Source organism: Nonomuraea muscovyensis (assembly GCF_014207745.1).
In the GTDB taxonomy this organism is placed as follows: Bacteria; Actinomycetota; Actinomycetes; order Streptosporangiales; family Streptosporangiaceae; genus Nonomuraea; species Nonomuraea muscovyensis.
On the sequence record NZ_JACHJB010000001.1, the window covers coordinates 1,774,381 to 1,792,179 of the forward strand.

12 protein-coding genes, 1 tRNA gene and 3 pseudogenes are annotated in these 17,799 nt (G+C 69.3%); 5 read left to right on the forward strand and 11 right to left on the reverse strand.

Annotation, left to right across the window (positions count from 1 at the left end):
• Positions 1 to 123: 123 nt before the first annotated feature.
• The gene (locus FHU36_RS08340) at positions 124 to 609 is read right to left on the reverse strand and encodes an HIT family protein (RefSeq protein ID WP_185083172.1); all 486 of its coding nucleotides are present in this window, start codon (positions 607 to 609) and stop codon (positions 124 to 126) included.
• Positions 610 to 822: 213 nt separating this feature from the next.
• Here FHU36_RS08340 and FHU36_RS08345 point away from each other — a divergent pair, with 213 nt between their 5' ends.
• Positions 823 to 1,347: a hypothetical protein gene (locus FHU36_RS08345; protein ID WP_185083173.1), complete on the forward strand. Its 525-nt coding sequence runs from the start codon at positions 823 to 825 to the stop codon at positions 1,345 to 1,347.
• Between the two features lie 266 nt (positions 1,348 to 1,613).
• On the opposite strand, the gene FHU36_RS08350 is transcribed toward FHU36_RS08345, so the two are convergent.
• From FHU36_RS08350 to FHU36_RS46255, 3 genes and pseudogenes are all read right to left on the reverse strand, one after another.
• Positions 1,614 to 5,018 (reverse strand): S8 family serine peptidase, encoded by a 3,405-nt coding sequence (locus FHU36_RS08350; RefSeq protein WP_185083174.1) that lies wholly within the window; start codon positions 5,016 to 5,018, stop codon positions 1,614 to 1,616.
• 141 nt (positions 5,019 to 5,159) lie between these two features.
• Positions 5,160 to 6,172 (reverse strand): annotated as a pseudogene (locus FHU36_RS08355) (IS5 family transposase).
• Between the two features lie 111 nt (positions 6,173 to 6,283).
• A pseudogene (locus FHU36_RS46255) lies at positions 6,284 to 6,856 on the reverse strand (transposase); the annotation flags it as partial.
• Here FHU36_RS46255 and FHU36_RS46260 point away from each other — a divergent pair.
• The 3 genes and pseudogenes from FHU36_RS46260 to FHU36_RS08375 all read left to right on the forward strand — a co-directional run bounded on the left by FHU36_RS46260 (position 6,818) and on the right by FHU36_RS08375 (position 9,919).
• Entirely contained in the window at positions 6,818 to 7,591 is a 774-nt protein-coding gene (locus tag FHU36_RS46260; RefSeq protein ID WP_185083175.1) for a hypothetical protein, read from the forward strand. The pseudogene FHU36_RS46255 and the gene FHU36_RS46260 overlap by 39 nt on opposite strands.
• 314 nt (positions 7,592 to 7,905) lie before the next feature.
• Positions 7,906 to 8,615, forward strand: a pseudogene (locus FHU36_RS08370) (IS5 family transposase); the annotation flags it as partial.
• A gap of 335 nt (positions 8,616 to 8,950) precedes the next feature.
• Entirely contained in the window at positions 8,951 to 9,919 is a 969-nt protein-coding gene (locus FHU36_RS08375; protein ID WP_185083176.1) for an ankyrin repeat domain-containing protein, read from the forward strand.
• Positions 9,920 to 10,159: 240 nt separating this feature from the next.
• Here the strand turns inward: FHU36_RS08375 and FHU36_RS08380 are convergent, their stop codons facing one another.
• The 4 genes from FHU36_RS08380 to FHU36_RS08400 all read right to left on the reverse strand — a co-directional run bounded on the left by FHU36_RS08380 (position 10,160) and on the right by FHU36_RS08400 (position 14,995).
• A complete protein-coding gene (locus FHU36_RS08380; RefSeq protein WP_185083177.1) occupies positions 10,160 to 10,561 on the reverse strand; it encodes a VOC family protein in 402 nt (133 codons plus the stop codon).
• Positions 10,562 to 10,576: 15 nt separating this feature from the next.
• A complete protein-coding gene (locus FHU36_RS08385) occupies positions 10,577 to 12,163 on the reverse strand; it encodes an FAD-dependent monooxygenase (RefSeq protein WP_246501999.1) in 1,587 nt (528 codons plus the stop codon).
• A gap of 323 nt (positions 12,164 to 12,486) precedes the next feature.
• Positions 12,487 to 13,716: a serine hydrolase domain-containing protein gene (locus tag FHU36_RS08395; protein WP_185083179.1), complete on the reverse strand. Its 1,230-nt coding sequence runs from the start codon at positions 13,714 to 13,716 to the stop codon at positions 12,487 to 12,489.
• 130 nt (positions 13,717 to 13,846) lie between these two features.
• Positions 13,847 to 14,995 carry an FAD-dependent monooxygenase gene (locus tag FHU36_RS08400; protein ID WP_185083180.1) on the reverse strand — a complete coding sequence of 383 codons (1,149 nt, stop codon included), beginning with the start codon at positions 14,993 to 14,995 and terminating at the stop codon, positions 13,847 to 13,849.
• Between the two features lie 121 nt (positions 14,996 to 15,116).
• Between FHU36_RS08400 and FHU36_RS08405 the strand changes: the two genes are divergently transcribed.
• The gene (locus FHU36_RS08405; protein ID WP_185083181.1) at positions 15,117 to 16,016 is read left to right on the forward strand and encodes a LysR family transcriptional regulator; all 900 of its coding nucleotides are present in this window, start codon (positions 15,117 to 15,119) and stop codon (positions 16,014 to 16,016) included.
• Positions 16,017 to 16,308: 292 nt separating this feature from the next.
• On the opposite strand, the gene FHU36_RS08410 is transcribed toward FHU36_RS08405, so the two are convergent.
• The 3 genes from FHU36_RS08410 to FHU36_RS08420 form a co-directional block, all read right to left on the reverse strand.
• Positions 16,309 to 16,385 (reverse strand) — tRNA-Ala (locus FHU36_RS08410).
• Positions 16,386 to 16,432: 47 nt separating this feature from the next.
• A complete protein-coding gene (gene sepX, locus FHU36_RS08415) occupies positions 16,433 to 17,020 on the reverse strand; it encodes a divisome protein SepX/GlpR (protein WP_185083182.1) in 588 nt (195 codons plus the stop codon).
• Between the two features lie 124 nt (positions 17,021 to 17,144).
• Positions 17,145 to 17,798 (reverse strand): GNAT family N-acetyltransferase, encoded by a 654-nt coding sequence (locus FHU36_RS08420; protein ID WP_185084693.1) that lies wholly within the window; start codon positions 17,796 to 17,798, stop codon positions 17,145 to 17,147.
• Position 17,799: the final 1 nt, after the last annotated feature.

The following is a 17,799-nucleotide window of genomic DNA, read 5'->3' on the forward strand; positions in this document are numbered from 1 at the left end:
TTTGCGCCTGACCCTCGGCACCGCCCTGCTGGGGTTCCTGTAGTACTCGAGGAATTTCGCTGGGCTGTTCACGAGCGCGGCTGAACTGGAGTGGAGGAGCCGCTTGGAAGGTCGCTTCCCGGATCAGGAGTGATCGTTTCCCGTGAGCACGCTCAGATGATGTTCGATCGCCTCGCGCATGGCATCGTGTTGTGGGCCAAGAGCGAATTGCTGGTCGCTCCACCGGTCGTGCGGGTACAGCCATACCGGGTAACCGACGAGGTGGGCGGGCTCCCATTCGTAGCGCGGCCAGACATGTGCGTGGAGAAAGGCGTCGGTGTTTCCAAGGATTTCGAGGTTCACGCGCCGAAACGCCGGGTCCAGGCTGCGGCAGGCCTGTTCAACCGCCTCGCCGAGGTGATCCATGCTGGACAGGAAGGCCAATCGCTTGGTGCGAGGCAGGTCCGATAGCCGCTGCACGTTGGGGTCGTCTGCCAGCAGGACGGAGTAACCCGGCAGGAACTGGGTGTCGCCGATCACCGCGAAGCTCGCGTCGAGTCGTTTCATCACCGTGGGGTTACGGCCCTGCAGGGCACTGCCGATCCTGTCGGCTCGCCAATCGTTCAGCATGGTTGCTGACCTTATTGTTTCCGGGTCGCCGATCTACAGGTCCCGTCCGGGATCGCCGCTGTCCAGCACATGGCCACATTGAGCCAGGGGCTGGCTGAGGCCCTGAAGGGATCTTGCAGTCTTTGGGGTCAGCGATGCCATGTCGCCTACAGTGTGGAGTTGCAGCTATGCGTTGAGTGATGGCGGCGGTTCAGGACTGTCACGAGGGAGGCGATGGTGACGTCGCTGCTGATGAAGCTGGACAGGGCCGAGGAGTCCGCACGGCAGGAATACGTCGAGCTGTCCGGGCAGATGGAGGAGCTGCAGGAGCGGTTGGCCGTGGCGGAGCGTCGCCTGGAGCGACTGTCCATCGCGCGTGAGGAGCTGACCGCGCTGGAGGCGGCCGACGAGCTGGCGGAGGCGGGGCGCGGCGAAGCTTCCGATGACGATCATGCTGGCGCGGGCCATAGCGATCCGGGGGTTGCCGGGCATGGGGAGGTTCCCCAGGAGCGTCCGATTCTGCGGGGGTTGCGCAAGGACGCGGTGGTGTTGCTGGCTAGCTCTGATGAGCCGTTGCGGGCGCGGGAGGTGGTGCGGGCGCTGGGTCAGCAGGATGTCCGCGGTCAGGTGGAGGGGATGCGCGCGCGGCGCAAGCGGCTGGTGGTCGATGGCTGGCTGGTCGAGCGTGAGCAGGGCTTGTTCGCGATCGCCTCCGGGGTGAACGGGTTCGCCGGCGAAGGAGGCGCCGCCACGAGCTGAGCAGGGCTTGCCGATCTGGTGACCGGATCAAAAGAGTGATGCCGCCGAGTAGCAGCTCGACGGCACCGGGTTGCGTGAGCGCCCAACAGACCTAACTCCTTGAAGGCTCGCGCTTTCCGAGCGTAGCGCGATAGGTGATCGCTTGGAGGCTCTCGAGCCAAATGGCGGCTGCTTCTGCCCGGATGTCCGGGTTTTCGGGGTGGCGGAGAGGAGGCTCGACCATGCCGTCGATATCATCACGGCGTCCAGCTCGAGGTTCGGCGTCGTCATCGGGAGGCCGGGGTGCCCTCCGGCCACAGCCTGGCAGCGAGAGCGGTCTCCAGCAGGGCGATGGTGGCCACGTCCGGCCACGAACGCCCGGCAAGCAGGTCGGAGATGGACTGGCGGTTGACGCCGGAGGCGGCCGCCAGGCCGCGCAGGCTCAGGCGGCGTTCGGTCAGGATGCCGGCCAGGGTGGCGGCGATCGACTGGACGCCCGCCACCCAGGTGGCGGCCCCGCTCAGCGCCGAAGAGAAGACTCGGCCGGGTGGGAGTCGGGCCCCACCCGGCCGAACTCCGTCAGCCGACGGCGTACGTCCGACGACGTACGCACGAGTGATCGACTGGGTCACTGCCGCGCCCGACGAATCGGACACCGTCGCCCGCAGTGACACGAACCCGGCCTGGTCCGGGTTCGGCAGCACGGCCGTCCACCGCGTACCGACGCGCACGACCGGCACCTGCCGCCAGCCGGCGCCGGTGGACATCTCCAGCCGCATCGACGTGACCGACGCCTTCGCGGCGCCGGGATTGCGCTCCACCCACAGCGGCACGCGGGTCTTGCTGCCGGGCTTGGCGCGGTTGTGGTCGTCCAGCCCTTCGGGCGCGTACCGGACCGCCATGAGCGGCAGCGGCTGCTCCTTCGCCGTGGTCTTCGACCGGAACCGCCACACCGACTCCGTGCCGGTGGTGAGCGTCGAGTACGGGACCTCACGCTGCACGGACGCCGTCAGCGTGTAGTCGGCGCCTCCGGCGGGCAATTCGGCCTGGAGCCCGCACCCTTTCTGATCGTTGAGCCGGCAGTTCGCGATGTTACCCGTGGCGAGAGGGCTGCCGTTCCTGGCGAGCGTGACGGTGCCGGTGGCAGCGCTGTCCATACCCGTACGATCCGGGCCTCCGGTGGCGAGCATCCCCACCCCGGAGAAGGTCAGCCGATCCCCGGTACGGCTGCCGCCGGGCAGCAGGAACGACGGTCCGGTCACCGCCGCGTTCCACACCTCACTGCTCTCGCCCGGCCGCGCGACCTTACCGCCGTCGAAGGAGCGCGAGGTGCCGACCTCGATCCCGCTCTCGTAGGTCAGGCCGGGGGTCCGGTAGTAGACCACCGTGCCGGGCAGCGCGATCTCACCGACCGGCGACATCAGCGACCGACCCGGACGATCGGAGAACTGAAGCCCGGTGAGCGGCCTGCCCGTGGCCGCCACCCCCGAGGCCCGGTAGGTCACGGTGACCTTCGCGAGGTCGCGCCGCCTGACCTCGTGGGTGAGGTCCTCGGGGATGCCGTCGGTATGCCGGTCGTGGACGTCATAGACGAAGGGGCTGGGCGAGACGTCCTTGCTCACCCACGTCGTGCCCAGCGTGTACGTCAGGCCGGGGTTGCGGCTCGGGATGGCGTGAACAGCGCTGACGTCGTCGCCCGCGAACACCCAGGAACTCCAGGCGCCATGCTCCAGGCCCAGGGAGTAGCCGGGCTTGAGCCGGGCGTTCGGGTCGTCGAGCGTGACCTTGGCCGCTCGGCCCTTGCGGGCGTCCACCGTGAGCCGGCGGTCACTGTCCACCTTGACGGGCAGGTCGGCCAGCGTTTGGACGAAGGCGCCGTCGACGACCTCCTCGAGGAAGGCGTACAGATTCCAGTCGCCCTTCGGCAGCCGGATCGTGGCCACGCCCTGACGGAAGGCCAGCGTGTGGATCTCGCTCGTCTCGGCGTCGTAGAATTCCGCGATTATGGGGGTGGTCCGCTGCCCCTGCTTGTCGAGCAGTTCGATGGTGACGTCGTACGACTCCGGTTCGACGTACGCGCCGGCCGGCGTGCGGACGACCGTGTCACCCGACGTGGCGCTGATCACACCCGGGTGGTCGCCGGGGGCCTTGCCGGTGGCATCGATGGTGAGCGTGACCGTGGCCTCGCCCTTGGCCGGCACCGTGACCTGGGCGGCCGACGGATTGAGCACCTCGCTCTGCGTGGTCAGGTCCAGGGTGATCGGCGCGTCGGACGCGTTGGCATAGGTGATGGTTCTGGTCGCCGTCCGGGCGTCGTCGTCCCACGGGAAGGTCGCCCACAGCTCGCCCGTGGCGGTGACCTGCTGCTTCAGCCCGCGTTCGAGGTCGATAAGGCCGGTGCCCTGCTGGTAGGGGGTCGCGCCGTCGGCGGGCTTGGCGCTGCCGACCAGGGCGGCTTTGAGCCGCGCGCCCGTCCAGTCCGGGTGGCGCTGGGCCACGATGGCCGCCGCGCCCACGACGTGCGGCGCGGCCATCGAGGTGCCGCTCATGATCTGGTGGCCGCCGCTCGGTGCGGCGGCCATGATGGCGACGCCCGGAGCGGTCACGTCCGGCTTGATCGCGTGATCGCCGACGCGCGGCCCAATGCTGGAGAAGGGGGCCAGGACGCCCTGCTTGTCCACCGCGCCCACGGTGAGCGCCGCCTCGGCGCTGCCGGGGGTGCTCACCCTTCCGCTGGGGCCGTCGTTGCCCGCCGCCACGACGAACAGCGTCCCGGTACGCTCCGACAGCGTGTTCACCGCCTGCTCCAGCGGGTCGAGCTCCGGTCCGTCGACGTAGCCGAAGCTCATGTTGACGGCCCTGGCCTTGACCTCCATGGCGGCCCACTCCATGCCGGCGAGGATGGCCGAGTCCGTCGGGCCATTGGCGCCGCCCACCTTGCCGATCGCGAGGTTCGCCTCCGGCGCCACGCCGCGGTAGGTCTTGCCCCTGCCCGCGACGGTCGAGGCGACATGGGTACCGTGGCCGATGGGGTCGCTGATGTCGGGGTCGTCGCTGAAGTTCCGCGCGTGGACCACCGCGTCCTTCAGGTCCGGGTGGTCGGCGTCGTAGCCGGAGTCGAGCACCGCGACGGTGACGCCCTTGCCGGTGAGGCCCTGCTGCCAGGCTTGGGGCGCGCCGATCTGTCGCACGCTCTCGGCCAGCGAGTACGACTTGCGGCCGTCCAGCCAGAGCTTGGTCCCGCCCGCGAGGGTGCGTACGGAGGTCAGGTTCCGCCAGGTCGCGGCCGCCTCCGCCTTCGGCAGGCGGGTGGCGCTCATGCCGAGGGCAGACAGGTTCCGGGTCGCCCGTAGGCCGGTAGAGCCCTGGGAGATGACGGGGATGTCGGACCTGTCGGCGTCGCCGTAGCCCCATTCGAGGAGCTGGGTGACGTCGAACAGGCGCCGGTCGAGTGCGCCCTCGGCGATCAGGGGCGCGGCGTCGGACGGGATCACGTACAGGTGGCCGTCGCGTACCTGGCTCGCGAAGTTCACCTGCCTGCCGGGTCCCGGCTCAATGCGGTGACGCGCACCGGTGACCAGCACGCGATCACCGGTGATCAGGGTGACGCCGTTCTCCTCGGCGGACCGTTCGGCTGCCGCCGAGGCCGGCGTGGCGATGACCGCTCCCGCCAGGAGAGTGGCGACGAGCACCGTTCTTAACATCATATAAGTACTTGTCCGCCAAAGGCGGATGCCTTACAGATCTTCGGCGGGCCGGCCCGTTCGACCTGTCATCAATGAAGCTGCCACGAAGTGCATCGGATGGTCGCTAGGAGCTGTTTAGAGTTCGGATCATGTGGTTGAGGTGAGGAGTCTTAACCACAGGATCGAGCCCCGGAGGTAGAGCCCGGCCTCGTAGCTTTCCGGGGCCTTGTCGTAGCGGGTCGCCAGGCCACGCCAGGCCTTGATCTTCTGGAAGCAGCGTTCGATGGTGTTGCGCTGCCGGTAGCGCTCGGGATTGAAGGCGGCAGGCCGCCCACCGGCTGAGCCCTTCTTCTTCCGGTTGGCCTGCTGGTCGCTCTTCTCCGGGATGACCGCGCCGATCCTGCGGCGGCGCAGATAGGCACGGTTAGCCTTGGAGGAATAGGCCTTGTCCGCGGCCACCGCCGTCGGGCGGGTCCGTGGCCGGCCCACCGGTCCGGCCACGCGGATCTTGTCCAGGACAGTGGTGAATCGCGGGCAGTCGCCGGCTTGGCCGGGCGTGAGCACGAAGACCAGCGGCAGCCCGGCGGCATCGACCGCGGCATGGATCTTGCTGCTCAGCCCGCCCCGGGATCGGCCGAGCTCGGCAGCCTTCGCCCGCGCCTTGCGGCGTCGCCGAACGGCGGCGCGCTCGTGCGGCGGCGACGCGCCGGCCTCGGGTGTGGCCTCGGGCGCATCACCCGCAGCACCGGCGGCTGCTCCGGCAGCGGAGCCCCCTTTTCCTCGGTCAGCGCCTGCTCCAACGCATCCAGGGTCTCCCCGGCGACCGCCAGCCCGGCCGACTCCTGATGCGCCCGCACGATCGTAGAGTCCACGCTGACCAGCTCCAGCCCGACCTGTCCACGCGATGCGGCCTCGGCGATCAATGCGTCCATCAGCCCTTGGAACACCCCGGCCTTGGCCCAGCCGTTGAACCGGGAGTAGACCGTGGACCACGGCCCGTACCGTTCCGGCACGTCACGCCAGCCGGATCCGGTGCGAAACCGCCACAAGATCCCATTGAACTGATCACGCACCCGCCGCGGCAGCGGCCCGGTAGCCGCCACCGGCAGATGCGGCTCGATCAAAGCCCACTCGGCATCGGTCACATCGAAGCGCGCCACATCCGAGTTCTACCAGTCACGACCAGCCCAGCACCGACCCCACCAAGATCCGAATCCCAAACAGCTCCTAGTGCTGTGACCGGAAACGATCATCGGGTTGGGTAACAGGCTTCAGGCTGCGGGAGCCAGAGGCCGACCTCCCCAGCGGATGCCCTTCTCGCTTCGGATGCGGGCGCGTTCGCGGCGTTGAGCGGCCAGCACGTCGGGGTGACGGGCGTGGGCGTTGCGCCAGCGCAGGTAGGCGTGCAGGGCCCGGGTCTGGACAGTGTGATTCGGGTGGTTGGAGTTGGCCAAGGTGAACTGGCGCAACGGTCCAAAATGAGCCTCGATCGGGTTGGCCCAGGACGCATACGTCGGGGTGAACAGCAGCCTGACCTTGTGCTTGTCCGCCCAGGCGCGGATGCGCCGGTTCTTGTGCGCCGACAGGTTGTCCATGATCACGTAGATCGGGGCGCCGTCCGGGCGGGCGGCGCGGATGGACTTCAAGGCTGACCAGGTGGGTTCGCTGCCCTTGCGCCGGTGGTTGATGCCCCACAGCAGGTCATCGCCGACGGAGTAGCAGCCGTGGAAGTACCTCACGCCGTGAGTGCGGTGATAGGTGGCCGGCAATCGGTCCGGCGCGCCGGCAGGTGCCCAGCCCGGGGAGTGCAGGGCAGCGCCCACGGCGCCCTGCTCATCGACGGCTCCCTGGCCTGCCCCCTGATGCCCGCCCGGCTCGCGCAGGCCACCACCGGCCTGGACGACGCCGCCATCCGCACACCAACGAAAGAACTCACCGCGCTGATCGCCGCGCGAGAGCCGTACTTGCTGCGTCTCAAACAGAACGCAAACGCAGACGGCGCGATCCGCTTGCAGTGCCCGGCAGCAGGAACCTCTCCGTCGGTCACCTGCCCCCGCTTCGTGCGCCTCCACCAGCGCGGGCCCCGCCGGTCCACCGCGGTCGACCTGACCGACGCCCGGCAGCGAGCCGCCCACGTCTCGGCCAAACCTCGTGTCCTGTCCCCGACTCCCGACCACAAGACCAGCGAGCTGCCGAAGATCTGCCACCAGCAGACCATCACCCTGCACCCCGGCGACCTCGGCTACCTCGACAAGTTCCGCCAGGACCTGCCTTATCTCAGCCCCTCGTGGCGAGGGACGTACTCCTCTGCCCGTGCCATGACGGAGGGGTTGAACGGCCGTCTCAAGGGCCACGACCTCGACCTGGGTGATCCGAAGAACCGGCTCGCCCACGGCCGCGTCGCCCAGATCCTGCTCGCCGCACTCATGGTCACCGTCACCAACGAACTCATCCTGCTCGCCTGGCGGCAAGCCCACGACCACCGCGAGCCTCCAACCGAGGACACCTACGCATCCACTGCACAAGATCCAGATCTGGACCCGCCGGCAGCATTCGGAAGACCGCCACCGGGCGCCTGATCCGCTGGGTTGACAACCGGACAGCACTACTCCGACCGACCGGTCCCGCACGCCCGGCCGCCAGCCCTCCACGCGCTCCCAGCGGCTCAACGCCACCAGCGCCCCTCGCTTTGAAGGCCACACGAGCCAGAACCGGCCCGCCCAACGATCCGAACACCTCGGAAAACGCGAAATCCCGTCCGATTCAGATGATCGAACGGGATCCCGTCAACCTCAGTCCAGCCGTTTCAAGAACAGCCCCAGGGCGCGTATTGGGCGTGATCAATCTGCTGATTCGTCCTCGTGGTGGGGCCTGGACCGGTAGATCTTGTTGCGTGACGCGAGTGCAACTGACGGACGCGGAGTGGGAGCTCATCGGGCCGTATCTGCCGATCGGCGAGTACGGCCCGTATCCCGAGCGGTTACAGCAGCAGTTCGAGGATGTGATCTGGCGGTTCAGGACCGGCGGGCAGTGGCGGGAGATGCCGCGGGAGTTCGGTGCCTGGTCGACCGTCCACAACCGCTTCCGGCAATGGCGTGACGCCGGCGTCTTCGAGGCCTTGCTGGAGGGCCTGATCGCGGAAGCGGCGAAGCGGGGTGATGTGGACCTGTCCCTGGTCAGCGTCGACTCCACCACCGCGCGTGCTCACCACGACGCGGCCGGGATGCACCTGGCCGCGGACGTCCTCGGCGCGCTGGAGAAGGCCGCTGCCGAGGCGGACAAGGCAAGGTCAAAAGGGGCGGTCTCGAAGAACAAAGCGGACAGGACGCCGAGATCGATCCCGAGCGGGAGGAACGACGACGCGTCCGGCGCCGGCGAAAACTCCGGCTGACGGCCGCCCTGCTGGGGCGCTCCAGGGACGGGCAGACCAGCAAAGTTCACCTGGCCGCCGATCGCAAGTGCCGCCCGCTGGCGTTCGTGCTGTCCGCAGGCCAAGCCGCCGACAGCCCGCAGTTCATCCCCGTGCTGGGCAAGATACGGGTTCGCGTGCCCGTCGGCCGCCCCCTTCCTCGATCACCTGATGCCAACAGAGCCAGCCGGGCTTGCGCCGGAGGAGCCGGTCTGCTGGGCTCGCCTGGGGCGGCGGTGGGCGAGGTGATCAAGGCCCCAGCCACCACTGAGGCGATCACCTCGGGGCCGGAATCCCCGCCGGAGGTGGCTCTGCATCATGCGGTTGCTGTACGCACCCGCTGTGCGGCAGCGCTTCCGTGTCATCGGGTCCGCTGACGTTTTACTGACTCCGCTTGGCCTCTCAGCGGCCAGTATGACCATCGGAGAACGCCGCCCTCTTACGGTACCGACTGCGGCCAGCCGGAAGTTGTCGGCCCCGTACGCCATGATCGGCTTCAAAGGTTCCATACGTCTCCTCAAGGAGTTTCATGGTCGTCAACAATGGAACCGACTGGTCCGGTATCGACTGGGATGGCTGGAAGAACCTCAATCTGATCCGCGCCCGGCTCGACGCGGGCGCCGACCCCAACACGGGCGTGTACATCTATGAACGACCGCTGCACGCCGCCGCCGAATGGGGTTCACCTGAGGTGGTCGCTGAACTGTCCCGGCGAGTCGACGACGTCGATGCTGAACACGAAGGCCGTACCGCCCTCTGGGAAGCCATCTTCAACAACCGCCCCGACAACGCCCGCGCTCTGGCCGCCGCCGGAGCGGACCCGTGGCGGCCGATGATGAACGGCTGGTCCCCCGGACGCCTCAGCCTGGCCACTCCAACCCCTGACCTGTTCACTCTTCCTCCCGGCGAGGCCGGCCTGTCTGCCGCCGAGACCGCCGCCGCCTCCACGGCCAGGCATCTGATCACCACTTTGGGCCGCTTGGAGGATGACGGCTTCAGCGTCGCCTGTGTGGCCGACATCACCGCCGCCGAGGCGGCGCAGCGGCTGGAGGCTACACCGGCCGATGACGACGACATCGAAGAGATCATGGATGACCCATTCTCGGACTTCGACGACAGCTTGTCCCTCATCGGCATCACGGACGTGCCGGGCGGATGCGTCGTCTTCCAGCCGTGGGGATACAACGCGTCCACCCCCGGCGTCATAAAGCGATTGTCGGTCGGCTCTGTCTGCTACGCCATGTTCGCCAACCCCAAGAGCGGCAACCAAGGAGCCGTCGCCCGTGACGGCGTCATCGAGAAATGGGACACCCATCCCGGCGGAGGCGCCGTATCCGACAACGACCCCACGGAGGACATCCTCACCACCTACCTCTACCACTACCAAGCAGTGGCCTACTGCTTCGCTGGTGCGGGCCTGCAGCCAACCGACGCCCGCTCGATCACAGATCAACCCGACGTCTGGCTCAGACTGCCCGAGCAGGACTGGTGGAGCTAACCAGCAGCGCGACGAGGGCCCGGCTCCGTGTTCTGGAATCGGGCCTTTCGCACCTACTGGTCGGGTGTTCTCGAGTGCCTCTGACCTTGAGCGAACCGACCAGTTGAAGATCGCTTCCCGACCGCGCGCTGATCGTTTCCCACCACCCACCCGACGACATCGCCGCCAGCTATGTCGACGAGACATGATCACGAAGCCCGGGCATCTGGGCACGACGAAGGTGTCGCAGAAACAGCGACGCTAACTGTGGCGCGTCACCGCCAGGGTGCGTAGGACGCAGAACTCGTTGCCCTCGGGGTCGGCCATGACCACCCAGCTTCGGTCTGGGCCTTGGCCCACATCCGTCTTGGTGGCGCCGAGGCCGAGCAGCCTGGTCACCTCGTCGTCGGTGCTGCCGTCGATCGGGCTGACGTCGAGGTGGAGCCGGTTCTTCACCGTCTTGCCTTCGGGCACCTGGATGAACAGCAAGGTGGGCGGCATCTGGCGGGTCAGGACCTGCTCGACGGTCGGCTCCCAGGAGCCGATCTCGACCTTGCCCTCGTTCCGGTCGATCACTTTGAAGTCCAGGACCTCGCACCAGAAGGCCGCGAGTCTCTGCGGATCGTGGCAGTCGACGGCCAGCTCGGTGAGTCTACTTGTCATGTCTCTCCCTATGTCTCAAGGCGTTCCGAACCATGCGGCAAGTGCCTCACGCAGCGAGGGCGAGGCGCTGTCCGCGGATTCGTCGAGGCCGGCGGCCCAGGCGACGTGGCCGTCCGGGCGGATCAGCAGTGCGTCCGCCGGTCGGTCGTCGGTCTTGGCGGTGTGGACGTCGAGGAGATGCCGCCAGTCCCGGGCGGTCTGGCGGAGCTCTGGGCGGTCGGCCAGGTCGAGCAGGACGGGCCGGGCGGTGTGCATGAGCTCGGCGACGCTGGTGATGCCTTGGCCGGTGTGCAGGGTGAGGTCGGGGGCGAAGGTGCCGGCCAGCGGATGATGGCCGGCGCCGGGCATCGGGTAGCGGATGTCGGTGCCGGCGACGAGGGCTCCCATGCGGCGCAGCGGTTGCTCGTCGGCGAGCAGTTCGGTGAAAACCTCCCGGAGCGCTTCGGCGGCCGCGTCGTGCCCACGTCGCAGGGCCACCTGGGCGCGGGTGTGCAGCATGGTGCGGGCGCCGGCGTGGTGGCGTTCGGTGTGGTAGGTGTCCAGCAGGCCGGCCGGAGCCGTGCCGTGGAGGTCGGCGGCCAGTTTCCAGGCCAGGTTGACCGCGTCCAGCATGCCGGCGTTGAGCGCCACTCCGGTGGCGGGGAACAGGTGCGCCGCGTCACCGGCCAGCAAAATCCGCCCCTCGCGGTAGCGATCGGCCTGGCGGGCCTTGAAGGTGAAGCGCGACAGCCGGGTCGATCCGGCCAGGGGCAGGTGGGCGCCGAGCACGCGGTGGATGCTGTCCTGCAGTTCGGTCAGGGTCATCGGGACGTCGTCGTCGTATTCGGTGGTCTCGTCCTCGATGGTGTAGAGGGAGACGGACTGGGTGCCGGGTGAGGAGCCGACGCCGAGCAGGCCCTGGTCGGTGCGGGTGAATCCGGCGCGGATGGTGCCGAAGCCGGGGACGTCGAGATCGCCGTTGCCGAGAACGGTGACCGTGTCGGGCAGGGTGACCTGGGCCAGCCGGTTGACCTCGGGATAGGTGGTGCCGGGGAACGGGATGCCGGCCCAGTCGCGGATGCGGCTGCGCGCGCCGTCGCACCCCACGAGATAGGGGGCGCTCACCTGGTCAGGGCCGTTCGGGCCGCGCACGTCAACGGTGACCGCGGCGTCGTCCTGGTTCACCGCGGTCACTTCGTGTCCGCGGCGGAGGTCGACGCCGAGTTCGCCGGTGCGTTCGTCGAGCAGCCGCTCCAGCAGTTGCTGCGGCAGCGGCAGGGCGTGCATCGGGGGATCCGGCAGGCGGGTGAAGTCCAGGTGCACCCCGCCGAACGGGAACCGGGGAGCGGGCATCGGGCCGGTGCAGGCCGCTTCGAAACGTTGCAGCAAGCCTCGGTAGCGCAGCAGCTCCAGGATCTGCCCACCCAGGCCGCCGGCCTTGGGGGTGTCGCGGGGCCGCGGCTGCCGTTCCAGCACCAGCGGCCGCACTCCGGCCAGGCGCAGTTCGGCGGCCAGCATGAGACCGGTCGGGCCGGCCCCCACGATGATCACGTCGGCATTCCCCGCCGGCCGCTCTTCTCGCAGGTCTTCCTCCGCGGGCCGGGTGGCATCGTGGTGCTTCATCATCAATGACCTTTCGATCGTGTCGTTCGCCGCGTCGTGTCGCGCGCGAACCGGGACGGAGCTGTCAGCCGGGAGCCAGGCGGCTCGAGCCTGCCGGACGCGTCCACCGCCAGGTCCACGCCCTCGTGCACCGCGGCGAGGTCGGAGACGTCGAGCGGGACGCACGCCAGGGTGTCGGGGTGGCGGGCCTGCAGGCCCGCCGGCGGCGCCACGTCGCGGGCCGCGTCCGATCTCCTCTGCTCAGCGCAGCCTCCGCGAACGCTCTGCCGCCTCCCTGGGCGCGCCCGTGATGGACCAGACACGCATGACACCCACTCCTTCCATCAGTCGTCGATGGCCTGGTAGACGGTGGTCCAGAAGTCGTTCATCAGGTGGGCCGGGTTGGGCACCGTGTAGCCGAGCTGGCAGAGCAGGATGCCGGTGAGCTGGTTGGCAGGGTCGGAGTAGGCGGAGGTGCCGCTGCCGCCGTCCCAGCCGAACTGGCCGATGGGGGCGTAGTCGCCGCGGTAGGTGCGCACCGCCATGCCCAGGCCCCAGCCGCCCTGCTGGCCCTGGCCGAAGGAGATGTGCACGGCGCTGGTGGCCAGGGCGGTGCGGGCGGCATTCTGCTCCGGGGTGAGCCGGTTGGTGGTCATCAGCTCCACGGCCGGCCGGGACAGGATGCGCCGGCCGTTGTGGGTGCCGCCGTTGAGCAGCATCCGGAAGTAGGCGTGGTAGTCGTCGGCGGTCGAGACCAGGCCGCCACCGCCGCCCTGGAACGCCGGCGGCTTGCTCCAGCGACCGCCCTCGGGCTGGTCCCAGGCGAGGAACTCGCCCGTGGCCGGGTCGGGGGCGTAGAGGGTGGGCAGCCGGTCGAGCTGGTCGGCGGGCACGTGGAAGCCGGTGTCGGTCATGCCGAGCGGCTCGAAGATGCGCTCGCGCAGGAAGTCCTCGAACGACTGGCCGGTAACCCGGGAGACGAGCACGCCGACCAGGTCGCTGCTGATCTGGTACTGCCACTGCTCGCCGGGCTGGTGCATCAGCGGCAGCTCGCCGAGGCGGCGCATCCACTCGTCCTGCTCGGGGACCTCGGTCGGCAGGTTCGGGGTCAGCCCCCGCTCGAAGATGGCGTTCAGGATCGGGGTGCCCAGCGCGGTCATGTCCATGCCGAGGCCGAAGGTGGAGGTCAGCACGTCCCGGACGGTGATCGGGCGGCGGGCCGGCACGGTGTCGTCCAGCTCGGCGTCGATGCGGGTGAGCACCTGGCGGCCGGCCAGCTCGGGCAGCCACGGGTCGACCACGTCGTCCAGCCGCAGCCGGCACTCGTCCAGCAGCACCATCGCGGCGGCGATGGAGACCGGCTTGGAGGTGGAGGCCATGCGGAAGATCGTGTCCCGCTGCATCGGCGCGCCACCGTCGTGCTGCATCGTGCCGAGCGTTTCGACGTGGGTCTGGCCGCCGCGGCTGACCAGGGCCACCAGGCCGGGGATCTTCCCGGAGTCGACGTGCCGTGCCAGCACCTCACGCAGCCTGCGCAGACCCGGCTCGGAAAAGCCGTTCCTCCCGATTGCCATGATCCTTGTCTCCTTGTCGTCATGATGGGTCCGCCGGTTCCGATCCGGCGTTCGTGCGTTCACCCTCGCGAAGGGGCCTGACACCAGGCCGTCGCCGCCCTGACGCCGCCGTTGACACGGCAGCGCCAGGTCAGCGGGCAGCCCGGCCGGGTGAAGGCCGCTCCGCGGCGAAGCCGGGAACGTAGTCCTTGAGCCGCACGAGGTGCGGGCGGGCCGCCGTCTTCCGGTCGAGCCCCTCCTGCGAAGGCGTGCCCAGGAAGAACTGGTCGGCGCCTTCGCGCCCCATGTGCTGGTGCTCGGCGACGAAGCCGCGCATCTCCCGCTCGTAGGCGGCGAATGCCTGCGCGTGGCCGCCGCCGGCGGCCAGCTCGCCGGCCAGGATGTAGGCACCGATCAACGCCTGGGAGGCGCCGCGACCCGAAGCCGGCGCCGCGCAGTAACCGGCGTCCCCGAGCAGCACCACCCGGCCCGAGAACCAGCGGTCCATCTCGACCTGGGCGTTCGCCTCGAAGAAGAGATCCTCCGCCCCCCACATCTCCTCCAGCAGGTGCCGTACCAGCCGGCCTTCGCCGGCGAACCGCTCGGCCACGATGCGCTTGTGCTGCCCGGCGTCATCGCGGCCGTAGGCCAGCGGCCCGGAGGCGAAGCACAGCGCCGCACGCGCTCGGGCGCCGTCGCGGGTGTTGAGCACCCCGGCCGCCTTGCCCGGTACGCGGTGGACCCGGCCGCCGTCTTCGGCGCCGAGATGGCCGGGTAAGCCGAAGACCGCCGTGTAGAGGCCCAGGTGCCGGACGAAGCGCTCGTGCGGCCCGAAGGCCAGCGAGCGGGTGCGCGAGTGCAGCCCGTCGGCGCCGGCCACCAGGTCGAAGCGGCGCGGCCGGCCGCGGTCGAAGGTGACCCGCACGTCGTCGGCGGTCTGCTCCAGGGTGGCGATCGAGTCGCCGAAAACATACTCGACCTCCCGGCAGGTGGTTTGGTACAGCAGGCCGGCCAGGTCGTCCCTGAGGATCTCCAGATCGCCCGCGCGGATCGCCACGGGCAGCGCGGCGTACTCGTCGGCCAGCGTCGTATCACCCAGACGCAGGTCCAGCGCTTCGGCCTGCTCCAGCAGGGCCATCCGGTCCAGCACGTCCAGCGCCTCGCCGCGCAGGCCCGCCGCGTACCCGCCCGGGCGCACCCGCGGGGCGCGCTCCACCACGGTCGGGGTGAACCCGTGGTGGCGCAGCCAGTACGCCAGGGCGGCCCCGGCGACGCCGGCACCGCAAACAAGGACGTCCATCCACGTGCTCCCTCGATCAGCGGCTAATCGTACGTTTCGAGGATCAAGTACGGTGAACACCCGGAACAACGACGAATCCCGAAAGATCACCTTCAGCGGGAGTGAACGGAGCAGGTCAGGCGTGGAACTGCGGGACATCGAGATCTTCCTGACCCTGGCCGAGGAGCTGCACTTCGGCCGGACCGCCACCCGGCTGTGCCTGTCGCCCGCTCGCGTCACCCAGGCGATCCAGAAGCAGGAACGGCAGGTCGGCGCTCCGCTGTTCGAGCGCAACAACCGCACGGTCCGGCTGACACCGGTCGGGCGCCAGCTCCGGGACGACCTCCGGCCGCTCTACGCCGGGCTGAAGGACAGTATGGAACGCGCCCAGCTCGCCGGCCAGGGCATCACCGGCACGCTGCGCGTCGGCATGCTGCCGCTCAACGCCTACGACCTGCGCCCCTACTGGGACATCTTCCGCCTCCGCCACCCGCAGTGGAAGCTGCGCATCCACAGCGCACAGCTGGGCCAAGCCTTTCCCGCGCTGCGCCGCGGAGACATCGACGTCCTGGTGAGCTGGCTCCCCGTCGACGAACCTGACCTCACCGTGGGGCCGGTCGTGTTCGCCGAGCAGCGCGTGCTCGCCGTCGCCGCCGACCACCAGCTCGCCCCGCGCGCGTCGGTCTCGCTGGAGATGGTCTCCGACTTCCAGCACCCGCACGCCGACACCGGGCCCGGCTACTGGTACGACGCCTACGCCCCGCGCCTCACCCGGCGGGGCCGTCAGATCGAGCGCGGCCCCGTGGTGGGAGACGCGGAAGAGGCCATGACCCTCGCCAGCATGGACGGGCTCGTCGTGCTCTTCCCTGCCCACGTCACCCGCTACTGGGCACGGCCAGACATCGCCTACCTGCCGGTCACCGATCTGGAGCCGCTGCCGTACGCGCTGGTGTGGCGGAGCGAGGCGGAGAGCGAGCCCATCCGGGCCCTGGCCGGGATCATCCGCGACCTGGGCCCTCTCCCGTCGGCCCCTGCCCCTTGAGGCGGCGTCTTCGGAGCGGTGCGAACAGCTCGACGAGGTAGGTGCCGTGAGTGGATCACGGGCGGCCTCGATAGCGGACGCCAAGGCCGGGTCTCGGCGGGGCGCAGCTGAGTGGCGGGTGGAGGCCAGTGATCACCAAGGGTGCCCAGACCATGAACACCATCTTCGGCGACAGCCGACACGGGTAGAGAGTCCGAGTGAGATGGCTCCCCGATTGGCTCCCATAGACTCCCAGACAAGCGAAAAGGGGCTCCGGATCAACTCCGAAACCCCTTGTCACCTGCAAATATTCTGGTGGAGATGAGGGGATTCGAACCCCTGACCCCTTCGATGCGAACGAAGTGCGCTACCGGACTGCGCTACATCCCCAAGACCTCGACCAGATTAGCAAACTCCAAGGGGTCCTCGCGCCACCCTCAGTCCCCCACCGCACGTGCCGGCGGATCCGCGTACTGGTCGAAGAGGACGTCGCCCTGCCGGGCCGCCAGCTCGATGATCTCGGCCTCCGCCTGTTCGGCGGCGAGGCGGGCGGCGCGGCGCTGTTCGCGGAGGCGGCGGGCGCGGTCGGCGCGGGCCTGGACGGCGCGCTGGCGGCGTTCGCGGTCCACGTGTACGGCGATGCGCAGGAACGCCAGGTACCCCAGCATGATGACCACGGACGGGGCGACCCCCCACCACGGCATCATCTGGACCGCGGCCGTCACGGCCGAGGCGATGACGAGCAGCGCGGTGAAGAACAGCAGCCGGCGGCGGCGGGCGACGATGATGGCGCGGCGGCGGGCGCGGAACTGGCGCGGGTCGACCCGTTCGCCTTCCGGCAACGGCAGGTCGGTGGCGGGCGGGGCCTCGAGGCGTTCGAGGTCGGGGAGCTGGTGCTCGCCGGTGTAGTACTCCTCGAGCTCGGCCAGCTCGGCGAGGTTGGTCTTGTCGCGGCGCAGCCACATGGGCACGAGGACGCCGAGCCACATGACGACGATGGCGAGATAGAGGAGGACGCTGCTCACGGCCACCTCCGGGCACGACGAATACGCCTGTGTGTCGACGGCGTCTTCGATGTGCTCACGTCACGCACCGTAAGACCGCGTGTCACTGATTGACGAGCATTCGGTGCGGTGTGTCGCGAGATCGTCAAACCTCTTCTACAGGAGACCCCCCGCGAGCGGCTGACTCACGTGCGCGACGCCACTGTACGAGCAGCCCGCCGGGAACGTCCTCCACGGTCAGCGCGTAGCAGATGTGGTCGCGCCAGGCTCCATCGATGTGAAGTTGACGACGCCGTATGCCTTCTTCCCTGAATCCGAGCTTCTCAACCACCCTGCGGCTGGCTTGGTTCTCGGGCCGGATGTTGGCCTCCAGCCGGTGCAGCCCGGTGGTGAAGAAGCAGTGGTCGACGGCCATGGCGAGGGCGGTGGGGGTGATGCCCTGCCCGGCCAGCGCGCCGTCGATCCAGTAGCCCACCTGGGCGGAGCGGGCCGAGCCCCAGACGATGGCGCCGATGGTGAGCTGCCCGGCGAACCGGCCACTGTGCGTGATCACCCACGGCAGCGCCATGCCCTGCCTCGCCTCGCGGCGCAGGGTGCCGACCATGGAGATGTACGGGCCGAGCCCGGTGCGGAACAGCGGAGTTTCCGGGTTGCTCGGCTCCCAGGGGCGCAGCCAGTCGGCGTTGCGCAACCGCGTCTCCCGCCACACACGCACATCGGCCAGCCGGAGTGGGCGCAGGCCCACTGGCCCCTCGTTCAGGGTCGCCGGCCAGCCACGAAGTCGATCCACACCACCCATC

Bases quoted from the DNA above. Each gene is read 5' to 3' on its own strand.
- FHU36_RS08340 (WP_185083172.1), bottom strand. From the start codon at position 609: ATGCTGAACGATTGGCGAGCCGACAGGATCGGCAGTGCCCTGCAGGGC.
- FHU36_RS08345 (WP_185083173.1), top strand. From the start codon at position 823: ATGGTGACGTCGCTGCTGATGAAGCTGGACAGGGCCGAGGAGTCCGCA.
- FHU36_RS08375 (WP_185083176.1), top strand. From the start codon at position 8,951: ATGGTCGTCAACAATGGAACCGACTGGTCCGGTATCGACTGGGATGGC.
- FHU36_RS08380 (WP_185083177.1), bottom strand. From the start codon at position 10,561: ATGACAAGTAGACTCACCGAGCTGGCCGTCGACTGCCACGATCCGCAG.
- FHU36_RS08385 (WP_246501999.1), bottom strand. From the start codon at position 12,163: ATGAAGCACCACGATGCCACCCGGCCCGCGGAGGAAGACCTGCGAGAA.
- FHU36_RS08395 (WP_185083179.1), bottom strand. From the start codon at position 13,716: ATGGCAATCGGGAGGAACGGCTTTTCCGAGCCGGGTCTGCGCAGGCTG.
- FHU36_RS08400 (WP_185083180.1), bottom strand. From the start codon at position 14,995: ATGGACGTCCTTGTTTGCGGTGCCGGCGTCGCCGGGGCCGCCCTGGCG.
- FHU36_RS08420 (WP_185084693.1), bottom strand. From the start codon at position 17,798: ATGGGTGGTGTGGATCGACTTCGTGGCTGGCCGGCGACCCTGAACGAG.